Origin of the sequence: Geobacillus zalihae NBRC 101842 (assembly GCF_001544135.1) — a bacterium.
Taxonomy (GTDB): domain Bacteria; phylum Bacillota; class Bacilli; order Bacillales; family Anoxybacillaceae; genus Geobacillus; species Geobacillus zalihae.
This window is the reverse complement of the sequence record NZ_BCPV01000005.1, coordinates 14,688-30,109: the sequence shown is the minus strand read 5'-3', so window position 1 is coordinate 30,109 and position 15,422 is coordinate 14,688. Positions and strand designations below refer to the sequence as shown.

17 protein-coding genes are annotated in these 15,422 nt (G+C 52.2%); 3 read left to right on the top strand and 14 right to left on the bottom strand.

Features of this window, described 5'->3' with window-relative positions:
* Nucleotides 1-11: 11 nt before the first annotated feature.
* Nucleotides 12-1,046, bottom strand: a complete 1,035-nt coding sequence (argC, locus tag GZ1_RS03590) for an N-acetyl-gamma-glutamyl-phosphate reductase (protein ID WP_060787890.1) — start codon at nt 1,044-1,046, stop codon at nt 12-14.
* 324 nt (nt 1,047-1,370) lie between these two features.
* On the opposite strand from argC, the gene GZ1_RS03585 reads away from it, so the two are divergent.
* A complete protein-coding gene (locus GZ1_RS03585; RefSeq protein WP_060787889.1) occupies nt 1,371-2,057 on the top strand; it encodes a Crp/Fnr family transcriptional regulator in 687 nt (228 codons plus the stop codon).
* Nucleotides 2,058-2,624: 567 nt separating this feature from the next.
* Here GZ1_RS03585 and GZ1_RS03580 read toward each other — a convergent pair.
* From GZ1_RS03580 to GZ1_RS03555, 7 genes are all read right to left on the bottom strand, one after another.
* Complete coding sequence (locus tag GZ1_RS03580; RefSeq protein WP_060787888.1) at nt 2,625-2,879, bottom strand: hypothetical protein; 255 nt, start codon at nt 2,877-2,879, stop codon at nt 2,625-2,627.
* Nucleotides 2,880-2,993: 114 nt separating this feature from the next.
* Complete coding sequence (locus tag GZ1_RS18005) at nt 2,994-3,527, bottom strand: DUF6426 family protein (RefSeq protein ID WP_255211268.1); 534 nt, start codon at nt 3,525-3,527, stop codon at nt 2,994-2,996.
* A 545-nt stretch (nt 3,528-4,072) separates the two neighbouring features.
* On the bottom strand, nt 4,073-4,801 hold the full coding sequence (locus GZ1_RS03575; protein ID WP_060787887.1) for a YwiC-like family protein: 729 nt from the start codon (nt 4,799-4,801) through the stop codon (nt 4,073-4,075).
* Between the two features lie 5 nt (nt 4,802-4,806).
* A complete protein-coding gene (gene moaD, locus GZ1_RS03570) occupies nt 4,807-5,037 on the bottom strand; it encodes a molybdopterin converting factor subunit 1 (RefSeq protein WP_060787886.1) in 231 nt (76 codons plus the stop codon).
* Nucleotides 5,034-5,501: a molybdenum cofactor biosynthesis protein MoaE gene (locus tag GZ1_RS03565; RefSeq protein ID WP_060787885.1), complete on the bottom strand. Its 468-nt coding sequence runs from the start codon at nt 5,499-5,501 to the stop codon at nt 5,034-5,036. Before GZ1_RS03565 ends, moaD begins: the two co-directional genes overlap by 4 nt.
* Complete coding sequence (gene mobB / locus GZ1_RS03560; RefSeq protein ID WP_060787884.1) at nt 5,498-5,998, bottom strand: molybdopterin-guanine dinucleotide biosynthesis protein B; 501 nt, start codon at nt 5,996-5,998, stop codon at nt 5,498-5,500. The genes GZ1_RS03565 and mobB overlap by 4 nt, the downstream gene beginning before the upstream one ends.
* Nucleotides 5,995-7,254 carry a molybdopterin molybdotransferase MoeA gene (locus tag GZ1_RS03555; protein ID WP_060787883.1) on the bottom strand — a complete coding sequence of 420 codons (1,260 nt, stop codon included), beginning with the start codon at nt 7,252-7,254 and terminating at the stop codon, nt 5,995-5,997. Before GZ1_RS03555 ends, mobB begins: the two co-directional genes overlap by 4 nt.
* 564 nt (nt 7,255-7,818) lie before the next feature.
* On the opposite strand from GZ1_RS03555, the gene ric reads away from it, so the two are divergent.
* On the top strand, nt 7,819-8,526 hold the full coding sequence (gene ric / locus GZ1_RS03550) for an iron-sulfur cluster repair di-iron protein (RefSeq protein WP_060787882.1): 708 nt from the start codon (nt 7,819-7,821) through the stop codon (nt 8,524-8,526).
* Between the two features lie 86 nt (nt 8,527-8,612).
* On the opposite strand, the gene moaA is transcribed toward ric, so the two are convergent.
* Complete coding sequence (moaA, locus tag GZ1_RS03545; protein WP_060787881.1) at nt 8,613-9,638, bottom strand: GTP 3',8-cyclase MoaA; 1,026 nt, start codon at nt 9,636-9,638, stop codon at nt 8,613-8,615.
* A gap of 54 nt (nt 9,639-9,692) precedes the next feature.
* On the bottom strand, nt 9,693-10,355 hold the full coding sequence (modB, locus tag GZ1_RS03540; protein WP_060787880.1) for a molybdate ABC transporter permease subunit: 663 nt from the start codon (nt 10,353-10,355) through the stop codon (nt 9,693-9,695).
* Between the two features lie 222 nt (nt 10,356-10,577).
* Here modB and GZ1_RS03535 point away from each other — a divergent pair, with 222 nt between their 5' ends.
* On the top strand, nt 10,578-11,276 hold the full coding sequence (locus GZ1_RS03535; RefSeq protein WP_060787879.1) for a Crp/Fnr family transcriptional regulator: 699 nt from the start codon (nt 10,578-10,580) through the stop codon (nt 11,274-11,276).
* Here the strand turns inward: GZ1_RS03535 and GZ1_RS19525 are convergent.
* From GZ1_RS19525 to GZ1_RS03515, 4 genes are all read right to left on the bottom strand, one after another.
* Nucleotides 11,216-11,701, bottom strand: coding sequence for a hypothetical protein (locus GZ1_RS19525; protein WP_060787878.1), 486 nt, complete (start codon nt 11,699-11,701; stop codon nt 11,216-11,218). The two genes, GZ1_RS03535 and GZ1_RS19525, sit on opposite strands and share 61 nt — an antisense overlap.
* A gap of 243 nt (nt 11,702-11,944) precedes the next feature.
* A complete protein-coding gene (locus tag GZ1_RS03525; RefSeq protein WP_060787877.1) occupies nt 11,945-13,120 on the bottom strand; it encodes an MFS transporter in 1,176 nt (391 codons plus the stop codon).
* 279 nt (nt 13,121-13,399) lie between these two features.
* On the bottom strand, nt 13,400-14,479 hold the full coding sequence (locus GZ1_RS03520) for an ABC transporter permease (RefSeq protein ID WP_060787876.1): 1,080 nt from the start codon (nt 14,477-14,479) through the stop codon (nt 13,400-13,402).
* Entirely contained in the window at nt 14,466-15,422 is a 957-nt protein-coding gene (locus tag GZ1_RS03515; protein WP_060787875.1) for an ABC transporter ATP-binding protein, read from the bottom strand. The genes GZ1_RS03520 and GZ1_RS03515 overlap by 14 nt, the downstream gene beginning before the upstream one ends.

Here is a 15,422-nt window from a genome sequence, read left to right as displayed (position 1 = left end):
TTCCCCTTCCCTCACGGATAGATCGGCAAGGATCGGAGGCCCTCCTCCTCATCCCAACCCATCATCAAGTTGAAGTTTTGCACCGCCTGCCCGGCAGCGCCTTTCATCAAGTTGTCGATCACCGACACGACCGTCACCCGTCCCGTCCGTTCATCGTAGGCGAGGCCGATGTCGCAATAATTTGAGCCGTACACTTCTTTTGTCGCTGGAAACTGTCCAAGTTGACGGATGCGGACAAACGGCGAACCTTCATAACTTGTTTTATATAAATCTACCAAGTCGTTTGGCGAAATCGGTTGTTTCGCCTTCGCATAGATCGTCGCCATAATGCCCCGTGTCATCGGAATCAAATGGGTGCTGAACGTAATCGGCTCCATCGCTTCATTCCACGTTTGCAGCGTTTGCTCAATTTCCGGAATGTGCTGATGGACGTTCACTTTATAAATTTTCACGTTTTCGTTCACTTCGGAAAAATGCGTCCCAAGCCCGGCTTTCCGCCCCGCGCCCGATACGCCCGATTTGGCGTCCACGATGATCGAGTCTTCCTTAATTAATCCTTCTTTGACAAGCGGCGCCAAGCCAAGCAGCGTCGCTGTCGGATAGCAGCCCGGGTTGGATAGGAGCACGGCCTCGCGCACCGCCTCGCGGTTCCACTCGGTCAATCCGTACACCGCCCGCTCTAAATACGCAGCTGGCGCCGCCTCGCGCCCATACCATTGTGCGTACACCGCGCCGTCTTTCAACCGGAAATCCCCGGATAAATCGATCACTTTCACTCCCCGATCCACGAGCGCCGGCGCCCACTCCCCCGACACCCCGGGCGGCGTGGCGAAAAAGACCGCGTCATACTTGGCAAGCGCCTCGATTTCAAGTTTATGCAACACCGCACCATCGACCGAACCGACGTGCGGGAAACTTTCCGATACATGAACCCCGTCCTGCGACGACGAGAAAACGTCGCAACGGCTCACATGCGGATGCCCGTATAGCAAGCGGAACAACTCCGCGCCGCTGTACCCCGTCGCCCCGATAATGGCTACGTTCATCATGTTCCCCCTCACCCGTATGCCTCATGTAGTTCTCATTATAATACTGTATAAAAATAAAATCAAATGTATATTTAATAATTTTTGAGGATTTTTTTTCTTGCCCCTCCCTCTGTCTATGAGAAACGAATACCGATTTGTCCCGGCAGCCAAGGTGCATCCTTGACTCCATCGCCCTCATGTTCTTGGGATGCAAAGACTTTCACAAACGATTCCACCGATGTTCAACAAGTTTTCAATCTTTCCACTATCCTTATATTGACTTCCCTCTTTTTTCCTGTACACTTTTAGATAGCGATACATTTTACGTAAGGTTGTGATCGGATGAACGAGATTGAATCTCGTGAATGGCAGAAGTGGCTTACATCGCTTGGGCGCGATCTTCGCCTTGAGAAGGGAACGTACTTGTTTCAAGAAGGGGAAAAAGCAGACGATATTTACTATATCCAATCGGGGAAAATCCAAATCAGCAAAATGGATATGGACGGACGGGAGCTCACGCTGCGCATTTGCAGCCAAGGAGATTTGATCGGCGAGCTGACGCTGTTTTGCCCTGGCGCCCGCTACATGCTGACGGCGAAAGTGCTGGAAGACGGCGTCGTTTCCGCCATTCCGCGCGAAAGGCTTGAACAAGAGCTCGCCAACAATCCGACGTTGGCGATCGAGTTCATGAAATGGATGAGCCTCCATTTCCGCAAAACGCAGACGAAGTTCCGCGACTTGATTTTACACGGCAAAAAAGGAGCGCTCTATTCAACGCTCATCCGTTTGTGCAACAGCTACGGCGTCATGAAAGAAGACGGCATTTTGATCGACGTGCCGCTGACGAACCAAGAGCTCGCCAACTTTTGCGGCACCGCCCGCGAAGTCGTCAACCGCATGCTCGGCGATTTGCGGAAAAAAGGCGTCATCTCCGTGGAAAAAGGAAAAATTTGCGTCCACAACTTGCAATACTTGCGCGACGAAATCGCCTGCGAAGGCTGCCCGCCCGAGCTGTGCCGCATTGACTGACGGGCGGGTGCGGCAAAAAAAGGAGCTGACCGAAAAGAGCGGTAATGTTCCTATTTAGGGCGACATGGAAAAACAGGCCACCACGAAAAACCCGGTAAAACCAAGGGTTTCAGAGGTGGTCTTTTTCACATACTTCGGTTAAATTTCACCAAAAAGGGGGGCTTTTGAGTCAGCCCCTTTTGCTCTTTTCGGAGCAATCATTCACACCGCACCTTACTTCACCATATCCCGATCCATCCAACTCAGACGGCCATCGTCTCCAGTGAACTACCCACCACCTACGCTTCGCTGAGAGGTGGGGGCTTCAAGCGACTTGTGTGCGTTCGCCGAACGGTAAGCCACACACAAGAACCCTTTACGCTTCCCTTCGTTCGGAAGGTGTCCGTTCTAACCATATTCTATCCTATTCGTTGGCTAACGCCAAACGACATTCATCTCCCACCTACTCACTGAGTTACACCCTTCGCGTTCCTTGCGGTGGGAGACTTCTTTCGAAAAGATGTTAAAAAAGATAACAAAAAATGCGCAAATACAGACCTCTCGTTGCCCTGCAGGCAAATACGATGTTTACTGATGATGATTGTTAAGAAAAGAAAACAAGCCCACAAATAAAAAAATCCCCCCCATCGTTTTATAAGTGCTTATATATTCTTTTAACATTTGCAAATATTCTTGAGAATCCACAGATCCCCCCATGGATCGAACCCACGATGAAGCAGAACGACTCCCTAATTCAGGACTATTTAACATCAACCACAATCCGATGAGAGAAAGAACGAGTGAAACAAACTTCATTTTGTTTGGGCTTTTTAAAATATTCATTTTGCATCCTCCTTTTTATGACTATCCGTTATGCTTAAACGAAACACAAAAACAGAAGCAAGTTCCATCAGGAAACTTGCTTCAATATTACTATAAATAACAGAACACAGAACATTACTCATAGTAATAAAAACATACCCCTACAGGCTTAGCGGCATATCCATACCCTACTTTAGAATCCCATCCAATAAGTGGGTCGTACCAAACTTCAAAGTTATAAACTTTGTAATACGGTCTAGCTATTATGGTATAGGTTTTTCCTGCTGGAACTTGAATTTGATAAGTGTCTGTAACTTCATAAGATTTTGTTACGTTAAATCCCAACGCTGCCGAAACTGTTTCAGCGCTTATATTTGTGTTCGATGACCATGTGGCAGAAACCCCTTGTTTTATAGACATGGTAGCTGTTGATGGTCCTTTAAAAGTAGATTGTCTTATTATTTCTGTTCCACATGCTTCACTAGTAGTAATGTTTTTTAGATAATAACCCGTTCCTAATTGTGGAGTCACCACAGGACGATCCCCTGGAAGGGATGACTCTTGTGCTTGAGTGTATGCGATTGAAACCCCAACTAGTTTTTTCCCTTTTGGTCCAGGAACAGAAGTTTCTAATCTTTTAAGAAATTCTAGGTCTGTTATTTCAATCACCTTGTTCCCGCTTTGAGATACAATTAGATTATATTTCGCCTTTACTAAAATTGTCAATAAAAATTTGAATTGTTTGTTTCTTTGTCGCATAAAGTAAGATTTTTAAGCTTTATCGAGTTGTTTTTTGGCTCATCACCAAATTTTGTGATTTAGTGACAAAAGAGAAAGCACTGACGAGATCCTGGCCATAATGTTAGCGGTGAAATCAACATTAAGGAAGTCTCGTAAGGGCTTTCGACACCACTAGGATTGCCAGAATATTGAAAACAATTGATTTCCCACTCATGTTGAGTGACTTCCACGCGAACCACTGGGAAGCCGAACACTTAGCGAATGTCTACTTGAAGTGAATCGACATGTTCTAATTTTTATTTATTTGAGAACGAGCATAGAAGAAGAGGTAGGCTTTTGAAACGACCCTTTGCAAAACCGTTACAAGGAATTCATGCCCATTTCACATCATGCTTGTGCAGTGAAAAAGCAATACCGCCTAACCAAAAGAAAAAACCCCAAACGGTCATGGATGCCTCCCGTTTGGGGTTCGCTCAAGAGTAGAGCACGATCATCGCGATGAAAAAGTACGCCGCGTTGGCGATTTCCAGCATGCCGAGTTTCATGATCGGCAGCGACTTGCCGTATAAGTAGACGGCGCGAATGACGCTCGGGGCGTAGGCCAAAACAGCGAACGGCTCGCCGATGGCGATGAGGCCGACGATCAACAAGGCGTGGTAGCCCCATGACAGCCATTTGTACCGTTCATTTTTCTTTTCCCGAATCATCGTCTTGACGTAAAACGTGCTGCCGATGAAAAAGAGGAAGGAAAACGCGGCCAATTCGAACGCCTCCACCGTCAATTCCCCGCGTCCGGCGTAAAAGGCGGCGAGGCCGCCGATGCAAAACGCCGCGATGGCCGCTGCATCATTCCAAAAGGCGCGCTCATTCTTTTTCTTGCTGTAGTAGGTGTTTACTAGGAAAAACGGGATCATCGCCAATCCGAAGAGAACAAGGGTCGGCCGCTGCCAAAGGGAAACGGCCAGGGCCGGCGCGGCGATGGCGCCATAGCGAACGGCAGCGGGCACGTACGGCTCTTTCCGCTTCGTTTTCACCGCCATCAAGAGCGGATACGTCGCCAAATAGAGCGCAAGCCAGGCGACAAAGAGCGGCGCGTGAATCCGCGAAAGCCCACCGGCGTACGCTCCGAGCCAAAACGGGATGATGAGCATCGCCCAGGCGCCGTGTTGTTTTGGCATCACCCATTTGCTTTTGTTCGCCATCCGTCTCATCCTCCGCTTACCGGTGGAATAAAGGCGACCGTGTCGCCGGCGTGAAGCGGCGCTTCGTCGCGGACATACTCCTCGTTAACCGCTGTCATGACGCGCCCGAGCGAGACGCCATAGCGCTCTTCCACTTCGTCTTTCAGTTGTTTCACCGTTTCCGGAACGTGCGGCCACATCACTTCCCGCTCACCGATTTGTTCGCCTAAATGCGCGAAAAATAAAAGGCGGATCATTCCTCTTTCACCTCCGGTTTTCCGGACGGATACGCCGTTGTTTCAAGCTGGTCGCCCACCCAGGCGCTTCCGTCCTCCCATTGCTCTTTTTTCCAAATCGGCACGATTTGCTTGATCCGCTCAATGGCATAGCGGTTCGCCTCATACGCTTCGGCGCGGTGCGGCGAGGAAACAGCGATGACGACGGCGATGTCGCCGATCTTAAGCCGCCCGATCCGGTGGGTGATGGCGGTTTTCGCCCCTGGCCATTTCTCCGCAATTTCCGCCCCGATTTGCGCGAGCATTTTCTCGGCCATCGACACATACGCCTCATATCGCAAAAAGAGCGTCCGCTTGCCGTTCGTCCATTCGCGCACCGTGCCGGCAAAGACAGCGACCGCCCCCGCTTCCGGACGCATCACTTTTTTCATCACATCCTCGACCGAAATCGGCCGGTCGGTAATGACAAACAACGGTTCTGTCATGTTCGCGTTCTCACCTCATTTATGAGCCATGGAATATATTCATCATCGTCCGCCAGCAAAAACACCGGGTGTGACAGCGGTTCGGGAAGCGGCTCCCAGGCGATGACGGCGCGGATGTCGGCGAGGTGCTGGAGCGACGCCCAATCTTTCGCGGAGCGCACAAGCACGACTTTCGGATGCCGCTCTTGTTTGTAGCCTTCAACCAACACGAGATCGAGCTGAAGCGGCGCATAAAGCGCCAACACGTCATCCAGCCGCCATAGCGGACGGCGGAGATGCAGCTGCAACAGCCCGTCCCCTTCCACCGCCGTTGCCACCGCCCCGGCCCGCTCGTGGCGGACGGAATCGACGCCTTCCGGCCGCGCGGGCTCGCCGCCATGGCCGTGATGCTTCACCGTCCCGACGCGCCATCCTTCCCGGACCGCGGCCGCCACCCATTTTTCCATCAACGTCGTCTTGCCGCTATGTTTATAGCCGACGACTTGCCAGACGTTCATTCGCTTGACCCCTCATCGTCATTCAAAAGCCACACGTCGACCTCATCGCCAACCGCAAACCCTCTCGTTCCGCCCGGCAGCACCATTAAGGCGTTCGCAAAGGCAAGCGAGGTGACGATGTTCGACTTGTCCATGCCGACCGGCTTCACGACAAGCCGACCGTCAACCGCCTCGACCCGGCTGCGCACGAAGCGGGTGAACGGGTTCGGCTTCGGAAACTCGGCGCCAAGGGTGGCTTTCGCTTTTTTCAAATACGGCTTGGCCGAAAACAGCCGCGTGCGCACGACCGGGCGGACGAACAGCTCATACCCGACGTAGCACGCCGACGGGTTTCCGGATAGACCGAACAGCAGCTTGCCGTCCCGTTCCGCAACGGTCGTCACGCTTCCCGGGCGCATGGCGATTTTGTTAAACAACACGTTCGCTCCGAGCCGCTCGTAAATGGCGGGCAAATAATCGAAATCCCCGACCGAGACGCCGCCGGTCGTAATGAGCATGTCCACTTGATCGAGCGCCTCGCGCACCGCGGCGAAGCAGGCGTCCAGGTCATCGGCAAGCTGACCGAAATAAACCGGCTCGGCGCCGCTTTTGAACACCTGCGCCTCGATCATGTAGGCGTTGCTGTTGCGGATTTTTCCCGGCACAAGCGGTTCAGAGACGTCGAGCAGTTCGCTGCCGGTCGCAAAAATGCCAATCCGGGGCTTTTTCGCCACCTTCACTTCGGCGTAGCCGAACGTCGCCAAGAGCGCCGCCACCCCGGGATTGATGCGCGTCCCTTTTTCGATAAGCAGCTGCCCTTTTTTCGCGTCTTCCCCTTGAAATGAAATGTTGTCGCCAGGGCGGAACGAGCGCTTAATCGACATATACGTTTTTCCATCTCGCTCATACTGTTTGGCGAGCTCGAGCATGACGACGGCATCGCACCCTTCCGGAATTTGCGCTCCGGTCATCAGGCGCACCGCTTGAAACGGGCCGACCGGCTGCTTCGCCACTTGCCCGGCGCCAATCGTTTCGATCACTTCAAACTCGACCGGATGGTCAAGTCCCGCTCCTTCCGAATCCGCGGCGCGAATGGCAAATCCGTCATACGGCGAGCGGTCAAACGGCGGCACGTCATGATCGGCGAGCAAATCCTCGGCTAAATAGCGCCCGTACGACTGCCTTAGCGGCACGATCTCCTCTTCTCCTCTCCCAGCGTAACGCATCACCCGGGCGATGGCTTCCGCTACGGGAATGGGAGTTCGTCTTTCGACCAACGGTGTTCTCCCCTTTCTTTCCCTCATTCACTTCACTAAGCCCATTTTATCGTTTTATCACAATGATTTCCAATCTTGCAGCTGCTTAATGGTTTTGGCCAATTTTTCATCAACGACGCTGGCATCATAAATATGTTGCAAAATCATCTTTTTCTTCCTCCCAGCGGCTTGCCTTGGCCAGCAGCCACATGCTGACTCCTCCTCTTTTTTCGGCCGTTCACATCTTCTATGCAGCGCATTCACAATTTATAGGCTCTTCACCACAACATGTACTTGACAAGCAATACGGTTTCCTGCACAAAGATGTGCAAAAATCACTGATTTGTTGATTTTCCCTCACAAGCGTAAATAGAGTATGTTCAGAAAAAATCAAGTACCACTTTTGGTGAAGAGCCAATTTATATCGTCCGTTTTATTGTACAGGAAAGAAGGGAGCCACTGTTGTGATGTTCATCACATTTCCTTGTTGTCTACTTTTTTCGTTTGTGTGAGATGTGTCACAACGTTGGCGTCCAAAACAAGGTATGCTGAAGCTGTAACGATTTGGTGATGGAGGGATCCGAAATGGAACAGCAGTTTACCGAACAATCGTTAATTGGTGATATTGTCACGGTCTTTCCGAAAGCAGCGGATTTGTTTAAAGCGCAGCGCATTGATTTTTGCTGCGGCGGGCAGCGCCCGTTAAAAGAGGCCATCGAAGAGCGCGGACTGGACGGCGAAGCGCTCCTTCACCAGCTGAACACCTTGTATAACGAAGCGCAAAACAAGCCGTCCGGAAACTGGAGTGAAGCTCCGCTAGCCGACTTGGTCGAGCATATCATCAACACGCACCACCGCTATTTGAACGAGGAGCTGCCGCAGCTCAGCCCGTATGTCACGAAAGTGTTGCGCGTGCACGGCATGCACCATCCGCATCTTTCCCGCGTGCATAAACTGTTTCATGAGTTAAAAACAGAACTCGAGCAGCATCTCATTAAAGAGGAAACGGGAGCGTTCCCGCTCATTTTGCAATTTGCCGACAACCCGTCGCCGGAAAACCGGGAGGCGGTCGAGCAGGCCGTTCGCGAACTCGTCCATGAGCATGACGCCGCTGGCGATCTCATCAAAGACATTCGCGACATCACCAACGACTTCACCCCGCCGGAAGACGCATGCGGCACGTACCGGCTCGTCTACAGCCGGCTCGCGGCGCTTGAAGACGATTTGTTCACCCACATCCATTTGGAAAACAACATCCTCTTCCCGCGCGTGTTGGCGGCGGTGAAGAATTAAAGGAAGAAAGACGCCGATTCGCACTTCCGAAAACATAAACCAAAAACGGGATCGCTTCTTCTACGGAAAGAGCGCTCCCGTTTTTTTCACCCTCCAATATACGACATTTCAATTTTCGGCCGTTGTTTCGCCGTTTCGGCTGTCCGTTCTTCCGAATAGCGGTCCGTCCGCCGGTTCCAGACGGCTGTAATGAGCTCCTTCAGCTCCTCTTTCCCTGCCCCGGCGCGCAGTTTTTCTTTCAAAGACACACCTTTCGAGGCAAAGAGGCACGTATACAGCTTGCCATCGGCGGAAATGCGCGCCCTCGTGCAGCTCCGGCAAAACGTTTCCGTCACGGAGGCGATAAAGCCGACTTCCACCTCCGTGCCCACGTAGCGGTAGCGGCTCGCCACCTCGCCGAAGTACTCGTGTTCGACCGGCTCGAGCGGGTGCATGGCGTTGATTTGCTCGTACATCTCTTTTTTCGTCACGACATGGGAGTAATCCCAGCCGTTCGTCGTGCCGACATCCATGAATTCAATAAAGCGGAGCGGGATGCCCAAGTCTTTAAAGTAAGCCGCCATCGGCACGATTTGCGAGTCGTTCCATCCTTTTTTGACGACCATGTTCACTTTCACGCCGAGCCCCGCCGCCAGGGCGGCTTCGATGCCTTTTAACACCGGGGTGACGCCGACGCCAATGCCGTTCATTTTTCGGAAAATGTCATCATCCAACGCATCCAAACTGACGTTGACGCGCTTCAACCCGGCCGCTTTCAGCCGTTTCGCCCATTTCACCAAATGGATGCCGTTTGTCGTAAGGGCAACGTCCCGCAAGCCGGGAATCATGGACAGCCGCTCAATGAGCGCATCGAGGTCGCGCCGAAGCAGCGGCTCGCCGCCAGTCAGGCGGATTTTTTCAACGCCAAGCTCGACGAAACATTCCGCTAAAAGCGCCATTTCCTCAACCGTCAACAGCTGGTCTTCCGCCAAAAAGCGAAAATTCGGCCCGAACACTTCAGCGGGCATGCAGTAGACGCAGCGAAAATTGCATTGGTCGATGACCGACAGCCGCAAATCGCGCAACGGGCGGGACAGGCGGTCGGCGATCGTCACCCGGTCGCGCTCTTCCATGGCGCTCCCTCCTTTCCATGTCATGGGCCGCGTGATATTCCAACGGCCTTCTCCTTATCGCTGCCAACGGCCTAGTTTCGCCGCACAAGACAATAAACTAAACGACAATCCAATCGTGACCGCCACCCATGCCCACGCCAACTCCATCCGCCCCGACTCCATCGCCATATAGACGGCAGTCGGAATCGTCTGCGTTTTTCCCGGGATGTTTCCGGCAAACATGAGCGTTGCGCCGAACTCCCCGAGGCTTCTGGCAAACGACAGCACCGCTCCGGAGAATAACGCGTGTTTGGCCAGCGGCAGCGAAATATGCCAAAACACTTGGCGCTCGTTCGCCCCGTCGATGCGCGCCGCTCCTTCAATGGCGGGGTCGACGGCCTCCAGCCCCGCTTTGGCCGCCTGATACATGAGCGGAAACGACACGACAACCGCCGCGATCACCGCTGCGCCGGGCGTAAACAATATCGTTGTGTGAAACCACCTTTCCACCAGCTGTCCGATTAGGCTATGACGCCCAAACAAGACAACGAGCAAAAACCCGACGACCGACGGCGGTAATACAAGCGGCAGCATAAACACCGTCTCCACGATCGTCTTCCCGCGGAACCGGCGGCGCGCCATCCACCTCGCCGCCGCTGTTCCAAGGATTGCGACGATCACGCCGGCAAGAAGCGATACGTTTATCGATAACCAAACCGGTGACCAAAACTCTGCCATCGACGAACCTCTCTCTGTTCCGTCTCCCTTTTACCATACGAAAACAAACAGTAGAATGCTGTGATGCTATGCTACTCACATTGTAACATAGAAAAAGGAAAAACCAATTTAGAAAAAATTGTGACGCCTCTCAGAGAAAGTCGCAACCGGTGATTTTTTTCACTCTCTCTCGCTGTGATGATTTTTACAATAGAAATAGCTGAATGAATGGAGGTGCTATCGATGGAAGCTGCAGTGAATGAATATTTTCCCCATTTACGTTCTTTGTTGCAATCGTCGAAAAAAGTGATTCCACTTCGCAAGCACTCCTTTTTGTTCCAAGAAGGGATGCCGGCCAATGAGCTGTATTTGATCCTTTCCGGCAAAGTGCAAGTGAGCAAAATTTGTCCGGACGGAAAAGAAATGTGCTTCCGCATTTGCGGAAGCGGGGAAATCGTTGGTGAATTGACGCTGTTTACGAACGATGCACGCTACTTGTTGACGGCCAAGGTAATAGAGCCAGGCGAAGCGGCAGTCATAAACAAAGAGGAACTGGAACAGCAGCTGCTGATCAATCCGCCCCTTACCCTTGAATATATGCGCTGGATCAGCAAGCATGCCCGGCGGACGCAGACGAAGTTTCGCGACTTAATTATGAACGGCAAAAAAGGGGCGCTTTATTCAACGCTCATCCGCCTTTGCAACAGTTATGGCGTCCCGCTTGAGGACGGAAGCATTTTTATTGATGTCACATTGAAAAACCAAGATTTAGCCAACTTTTGCGGCACGACGCGCGAAAGCGTCAATCGGATGCTCAACGCCTTAAAACAGGAAGGGATTATCTCGATGAAGCGGGGGAAAATTACGGTTCATGATTTAAACTATTTGAAAGCGGAAATCCAATGTGAAGATTGCCCGGCGGATATTTGCTGCATTGAGTGAGCAAAACGCCAAGGACAACAAAACGGATCGAGCCGTCTCAGGACACTGATGAAAAAAGCGCCCGGCCGGCCGTTGTTCTCGGCACGCCGGACGCTCTTTTTTTCTTGTCGGTTGTGATGCGAATCACTTCTGTTTCTTTTCACTGCCGTATAATGCGTTTTCCCTTTGTCAATTTCAATGTCAGTGATTTGCGCCGTCATTTCGACGCGGACATCATGCAGACCGATCCGCTCCATTTTCAACGGCACCGGTGCTTGGTTCACTCCTTTATGCGCCGCTAACATGTTCGCAGCAGACTGTTGCGTAGTTGCCGCTGTTCCGTTTTTATTTTCCGCCTTTGCCTCTCCTCCTCCCCCGTTGCTGCATGCGGCCAGAAGCGAAGCGGCTAACGCGACGGACAATAACGAAGACATCCTTTGTTTCATCGTTCTCCCCCCTTAGATGATTTGATTTACACCTTTAACGTACGGCATTTTCACTTCTTCCCTGGTGATTTGTATCACCAACAGACAGCCATGTTTGAATGATTTGTGAAATAATGAGCAATATATTTTAATCATGTAACAATAGTGAAACGCATACTCACATTGAATAACAGAAAAACACGCCCAAATAAAAAAAGAGGCTAAAAGCGAACAAGCTTTCAGCCTCTCTATACGGTATTCCATTCAAGAAGCGAACCGCTTCGCCGGTTCGCCGGCTTTTTTGCCAAATACGAGCCGGTTCAGCAAGAAGCAAATAAGGGTAAACAAGCTAAGGAGCAGAAAACCGAGCACGTACGAACCTGTTGCATCTTTCATGATCCCCATGACAATCGGCGGAAAAAAGCCGCCAAGTCCGCCCCAGGCCCCGACAAGGCCGGTGACGGCGCCCGTTTCGGCTGGGAACAGCTGCGGCACGAGTTTGAACACCGCACCGTTGCCCAGCCCAGACATCACGGCCACAAACAAACAAGCCGCTGTCATCACCCAAATATTTTCCATTCCAAACGCGATCACCAACGCGCCGATTGTCATTCCAGCGTAGACGAACGTCAACACCCGTTCAGCGCCGATTTTATCGCCAAGATAGCCGCCGACTGGCCGCGCAAGCGTAGCGAGTACAGTAAACCCAGCCGCGCGCATCCCAGCATCCACCGGCGTCAACCCATACAAGTCAACGAGCAGCGACGGCAAGTAAATGCCAAAAGCGACAAACGCCCCGAACGTAACGAAGTAAAAGAGCGACAACGTCCACGTATGTTTATATTTCAATACCGACAGCGATTCACGCACCGTTTTTTGTTGTTTCGGTTTCGGCATATCCGGTGTGAAAAACCAAACGAGAACGAGCATGACGACAACCGGAATGATCATCCCCCAAAAAGCCCAAGGCACACCAAACGCTGCGGCAATCGATGGAACGGAAAACGCAGCAACCGCCGTGCCGAAGTTGCCCATCGCGTTAATCCCAAGCGCCGTCCCTTGCTTTTCCGGCGGAGTCAAGCGGGAAACGAACGTCACCGAAATGGCGAACGACGTTCCGGCCATGCCGATGAAAAACGCCCAAAACAGAAGCATCGCATACGAATCTGCAAACCCTGCGCCAACAAGCGGAATGACAAGAAACAAGAGCAGCAGCGAAAACAGTCTGCGCCCGCCGATCTGGTCCGTCCAAATGCCAAGCGGCAAACGCATGATCGAGCCAAGCAGCACCGGAATGGCGACCAAAATGCTTTTTTGCGTCGATGTCAGCCCGTACATTTGTTGAAACGTACTCGCAAGCGGCGAAAACACGGCCCACACAGCGAATGAAAACATCATGGCGAACGTCGTAATCGGCAGCAGCGCCTTTTGTTTATTCATGAAAAGCCCCTCCCAAACTTTCAAAATTTGTGACGTTGTTTGTACTTCCATCATACGCAGGAGAAGGAAACGGATTTGTGAGGTTGATCACATTCTTGCCTGTTGTCACCATTTTGCCACAAGCGTTGTCACGGTTTTGTCACATCCAAAAAAAGAAAAAGCCCGTCCCCAAAAGGAACGGACACGATTTGGCAGAACGTTTTTCACATACGAACGATAAGAAACGCTGTTGGGCGCACACATCTCTTCCGCCCCGTCTACGGCAAACAACTTGTTTTCTCACCCACTCGCCCGTATCTCCTGCCTCATAAACAACCAATACGCGATCGCAAAGCAGATGAGAGTGGCGGCAATGAGCGCGGTCGCCTGCGGCCAAATAAGCAGCAAACTTTGCGAGAATGGCAAGGGGGCCGCAACAGCGCCGGCCGTTTGCTCCACCGTGACGATCCCTAGCGTTCGGACGTCCGGCGAAAGCAAGGCGGTTGTTGATTCATTGAACAAGTAGCTCGGCGACAATCTCATGAGACCAAGCACCAACTCTTGACGGCCGACCGCCTGCTCGACGGACGTAATGGCGTCAGACTGCAAAAACGGTTTCGCAAACACTTCCACAATCATCGAGTAGAAGAGATTGAAAAACAGCCAAACGGCCATCGACGACAACGCGGATGTCGCCGCCTGGCGGAAGACGACGGAAAACAAAATGCCGAGATTCAGCCAAAAGGCGATATACACAAGACATAACAACAAAAAGCAGACCATGCGGGCAAACTCTTCGAAAGTAGGCGGAATCCCCAAGATCAAAATGCCCAATGCCGTCACAAGCAGACCGAGAGAGAAAAACAACACAGCGTTCAATAAAAGAGCCGCGACAAACTTGCCATTGATCACATAATCGCGCGGAATCGGCTGGGCCATGAGCCGGCTTAACGTCCCCCGATTCCGCTCCGAATTGATGGCGTCAAATCCAAGGGCGATGCCGAGCAGCGGCCCGAGAAAGCTGACAAACGTCAGAAACGAAGGCAACGTTCCGTCCGAGACGGTGAATAATTTTAGAAACAAGTAGGCGCCTTTCGCGATTTCCTTGGCCTCTTCCGAGGAATCCAACGCGTCCCGGATTGTCGTCATCGCCGTATACAGCGAGCCGAAGCAAGTAAGCAAGATGAGGGCGATTAAAATGATCATGCGCCAACTCGTCAAATAATCGGCCAGTTCTTTTTTGACCATGGCCGAAAAGGCGCTGTTTGCCCCTCTTGCCCGTTTCTTCTCATCAAGCGCACCCGCCTTCAGCCGTTCGCTCCATCTTTTCACATATGAAAAAACATCGTTTGCCCATCGTCCTTCGTTACTCGCCCTCACGTACATCCCTCCCTTCAAAATAGCGGTGATAAATCTCATCAAGTCCAAAATCCCGCCGGCTGAGATGGAACAGCGAAGATCCGGCTTCGATGATCGTCTGGCTGATGGCGGCGCTCACATCCGTCTGGCAATACACATCCCATCCATTTTCCGTTTGCTCGACTTTGTTGACGCCCGGAATCGCCTCGATTTTGGACCGTAAGGAAGCGTCAAGCGGTGAAGCGACCACATGGATGACATAGGCATCCTGCAAAAACAGCTGTTGCGCCAGGCGTTCGATATTCCCTTCGGCCAACAATCGGCCGCCCACGAACAAGCCGACTCGGTCGCAAATTTGCTGCACATGGTGCAATTGGTGCGAGGACAGCAGGACCGTGATGCCTTCATGGCGGCTCAAATCGCGGATCAGGCGAAGCAGCTCTCGCACTCCCTCAGGATCGATGCCCAACGTCGGCTCATCCAAAATGATCACTTCCGGGCGCTTCATCAACACATCGGCCAAGCCGAGCCGCTGCCTCATTCCCCGCGAGTATGTCCCCGCTTTCTTGCGGGCCGCATCAGTCAAATTCACCTTCTCGAGCAGCTCCCACGCCCGCTTTTCCGCCTCGGCGCGGGGAATGCCGTTTAACGCTGCCGTATACAACAAGTTCTCCAAGCCTGTCATGTGATGGTAAAAGCCGACATCATCCGGCAAGTACCCGACTTTCCGTTTCACCTCAATCGGGTTTCGCACCGGATCGATCCCGCATACCCTCACCGAACCGGACGTCGGTTCGGTGAGCCCGAGCATCATCAAAATCGTCGTCGTCTTTCCCGCCCCGTTCGGGCCAAGGAGGCCAAAAATTTCCCTTTTTTGAATCGAAAGCGACAAATGGTCAACCGCCCGATGGTCGCCATACGTTTTGCACAAGTTGTCAAGCTCGATGACGGCAGGTGCTGCCAT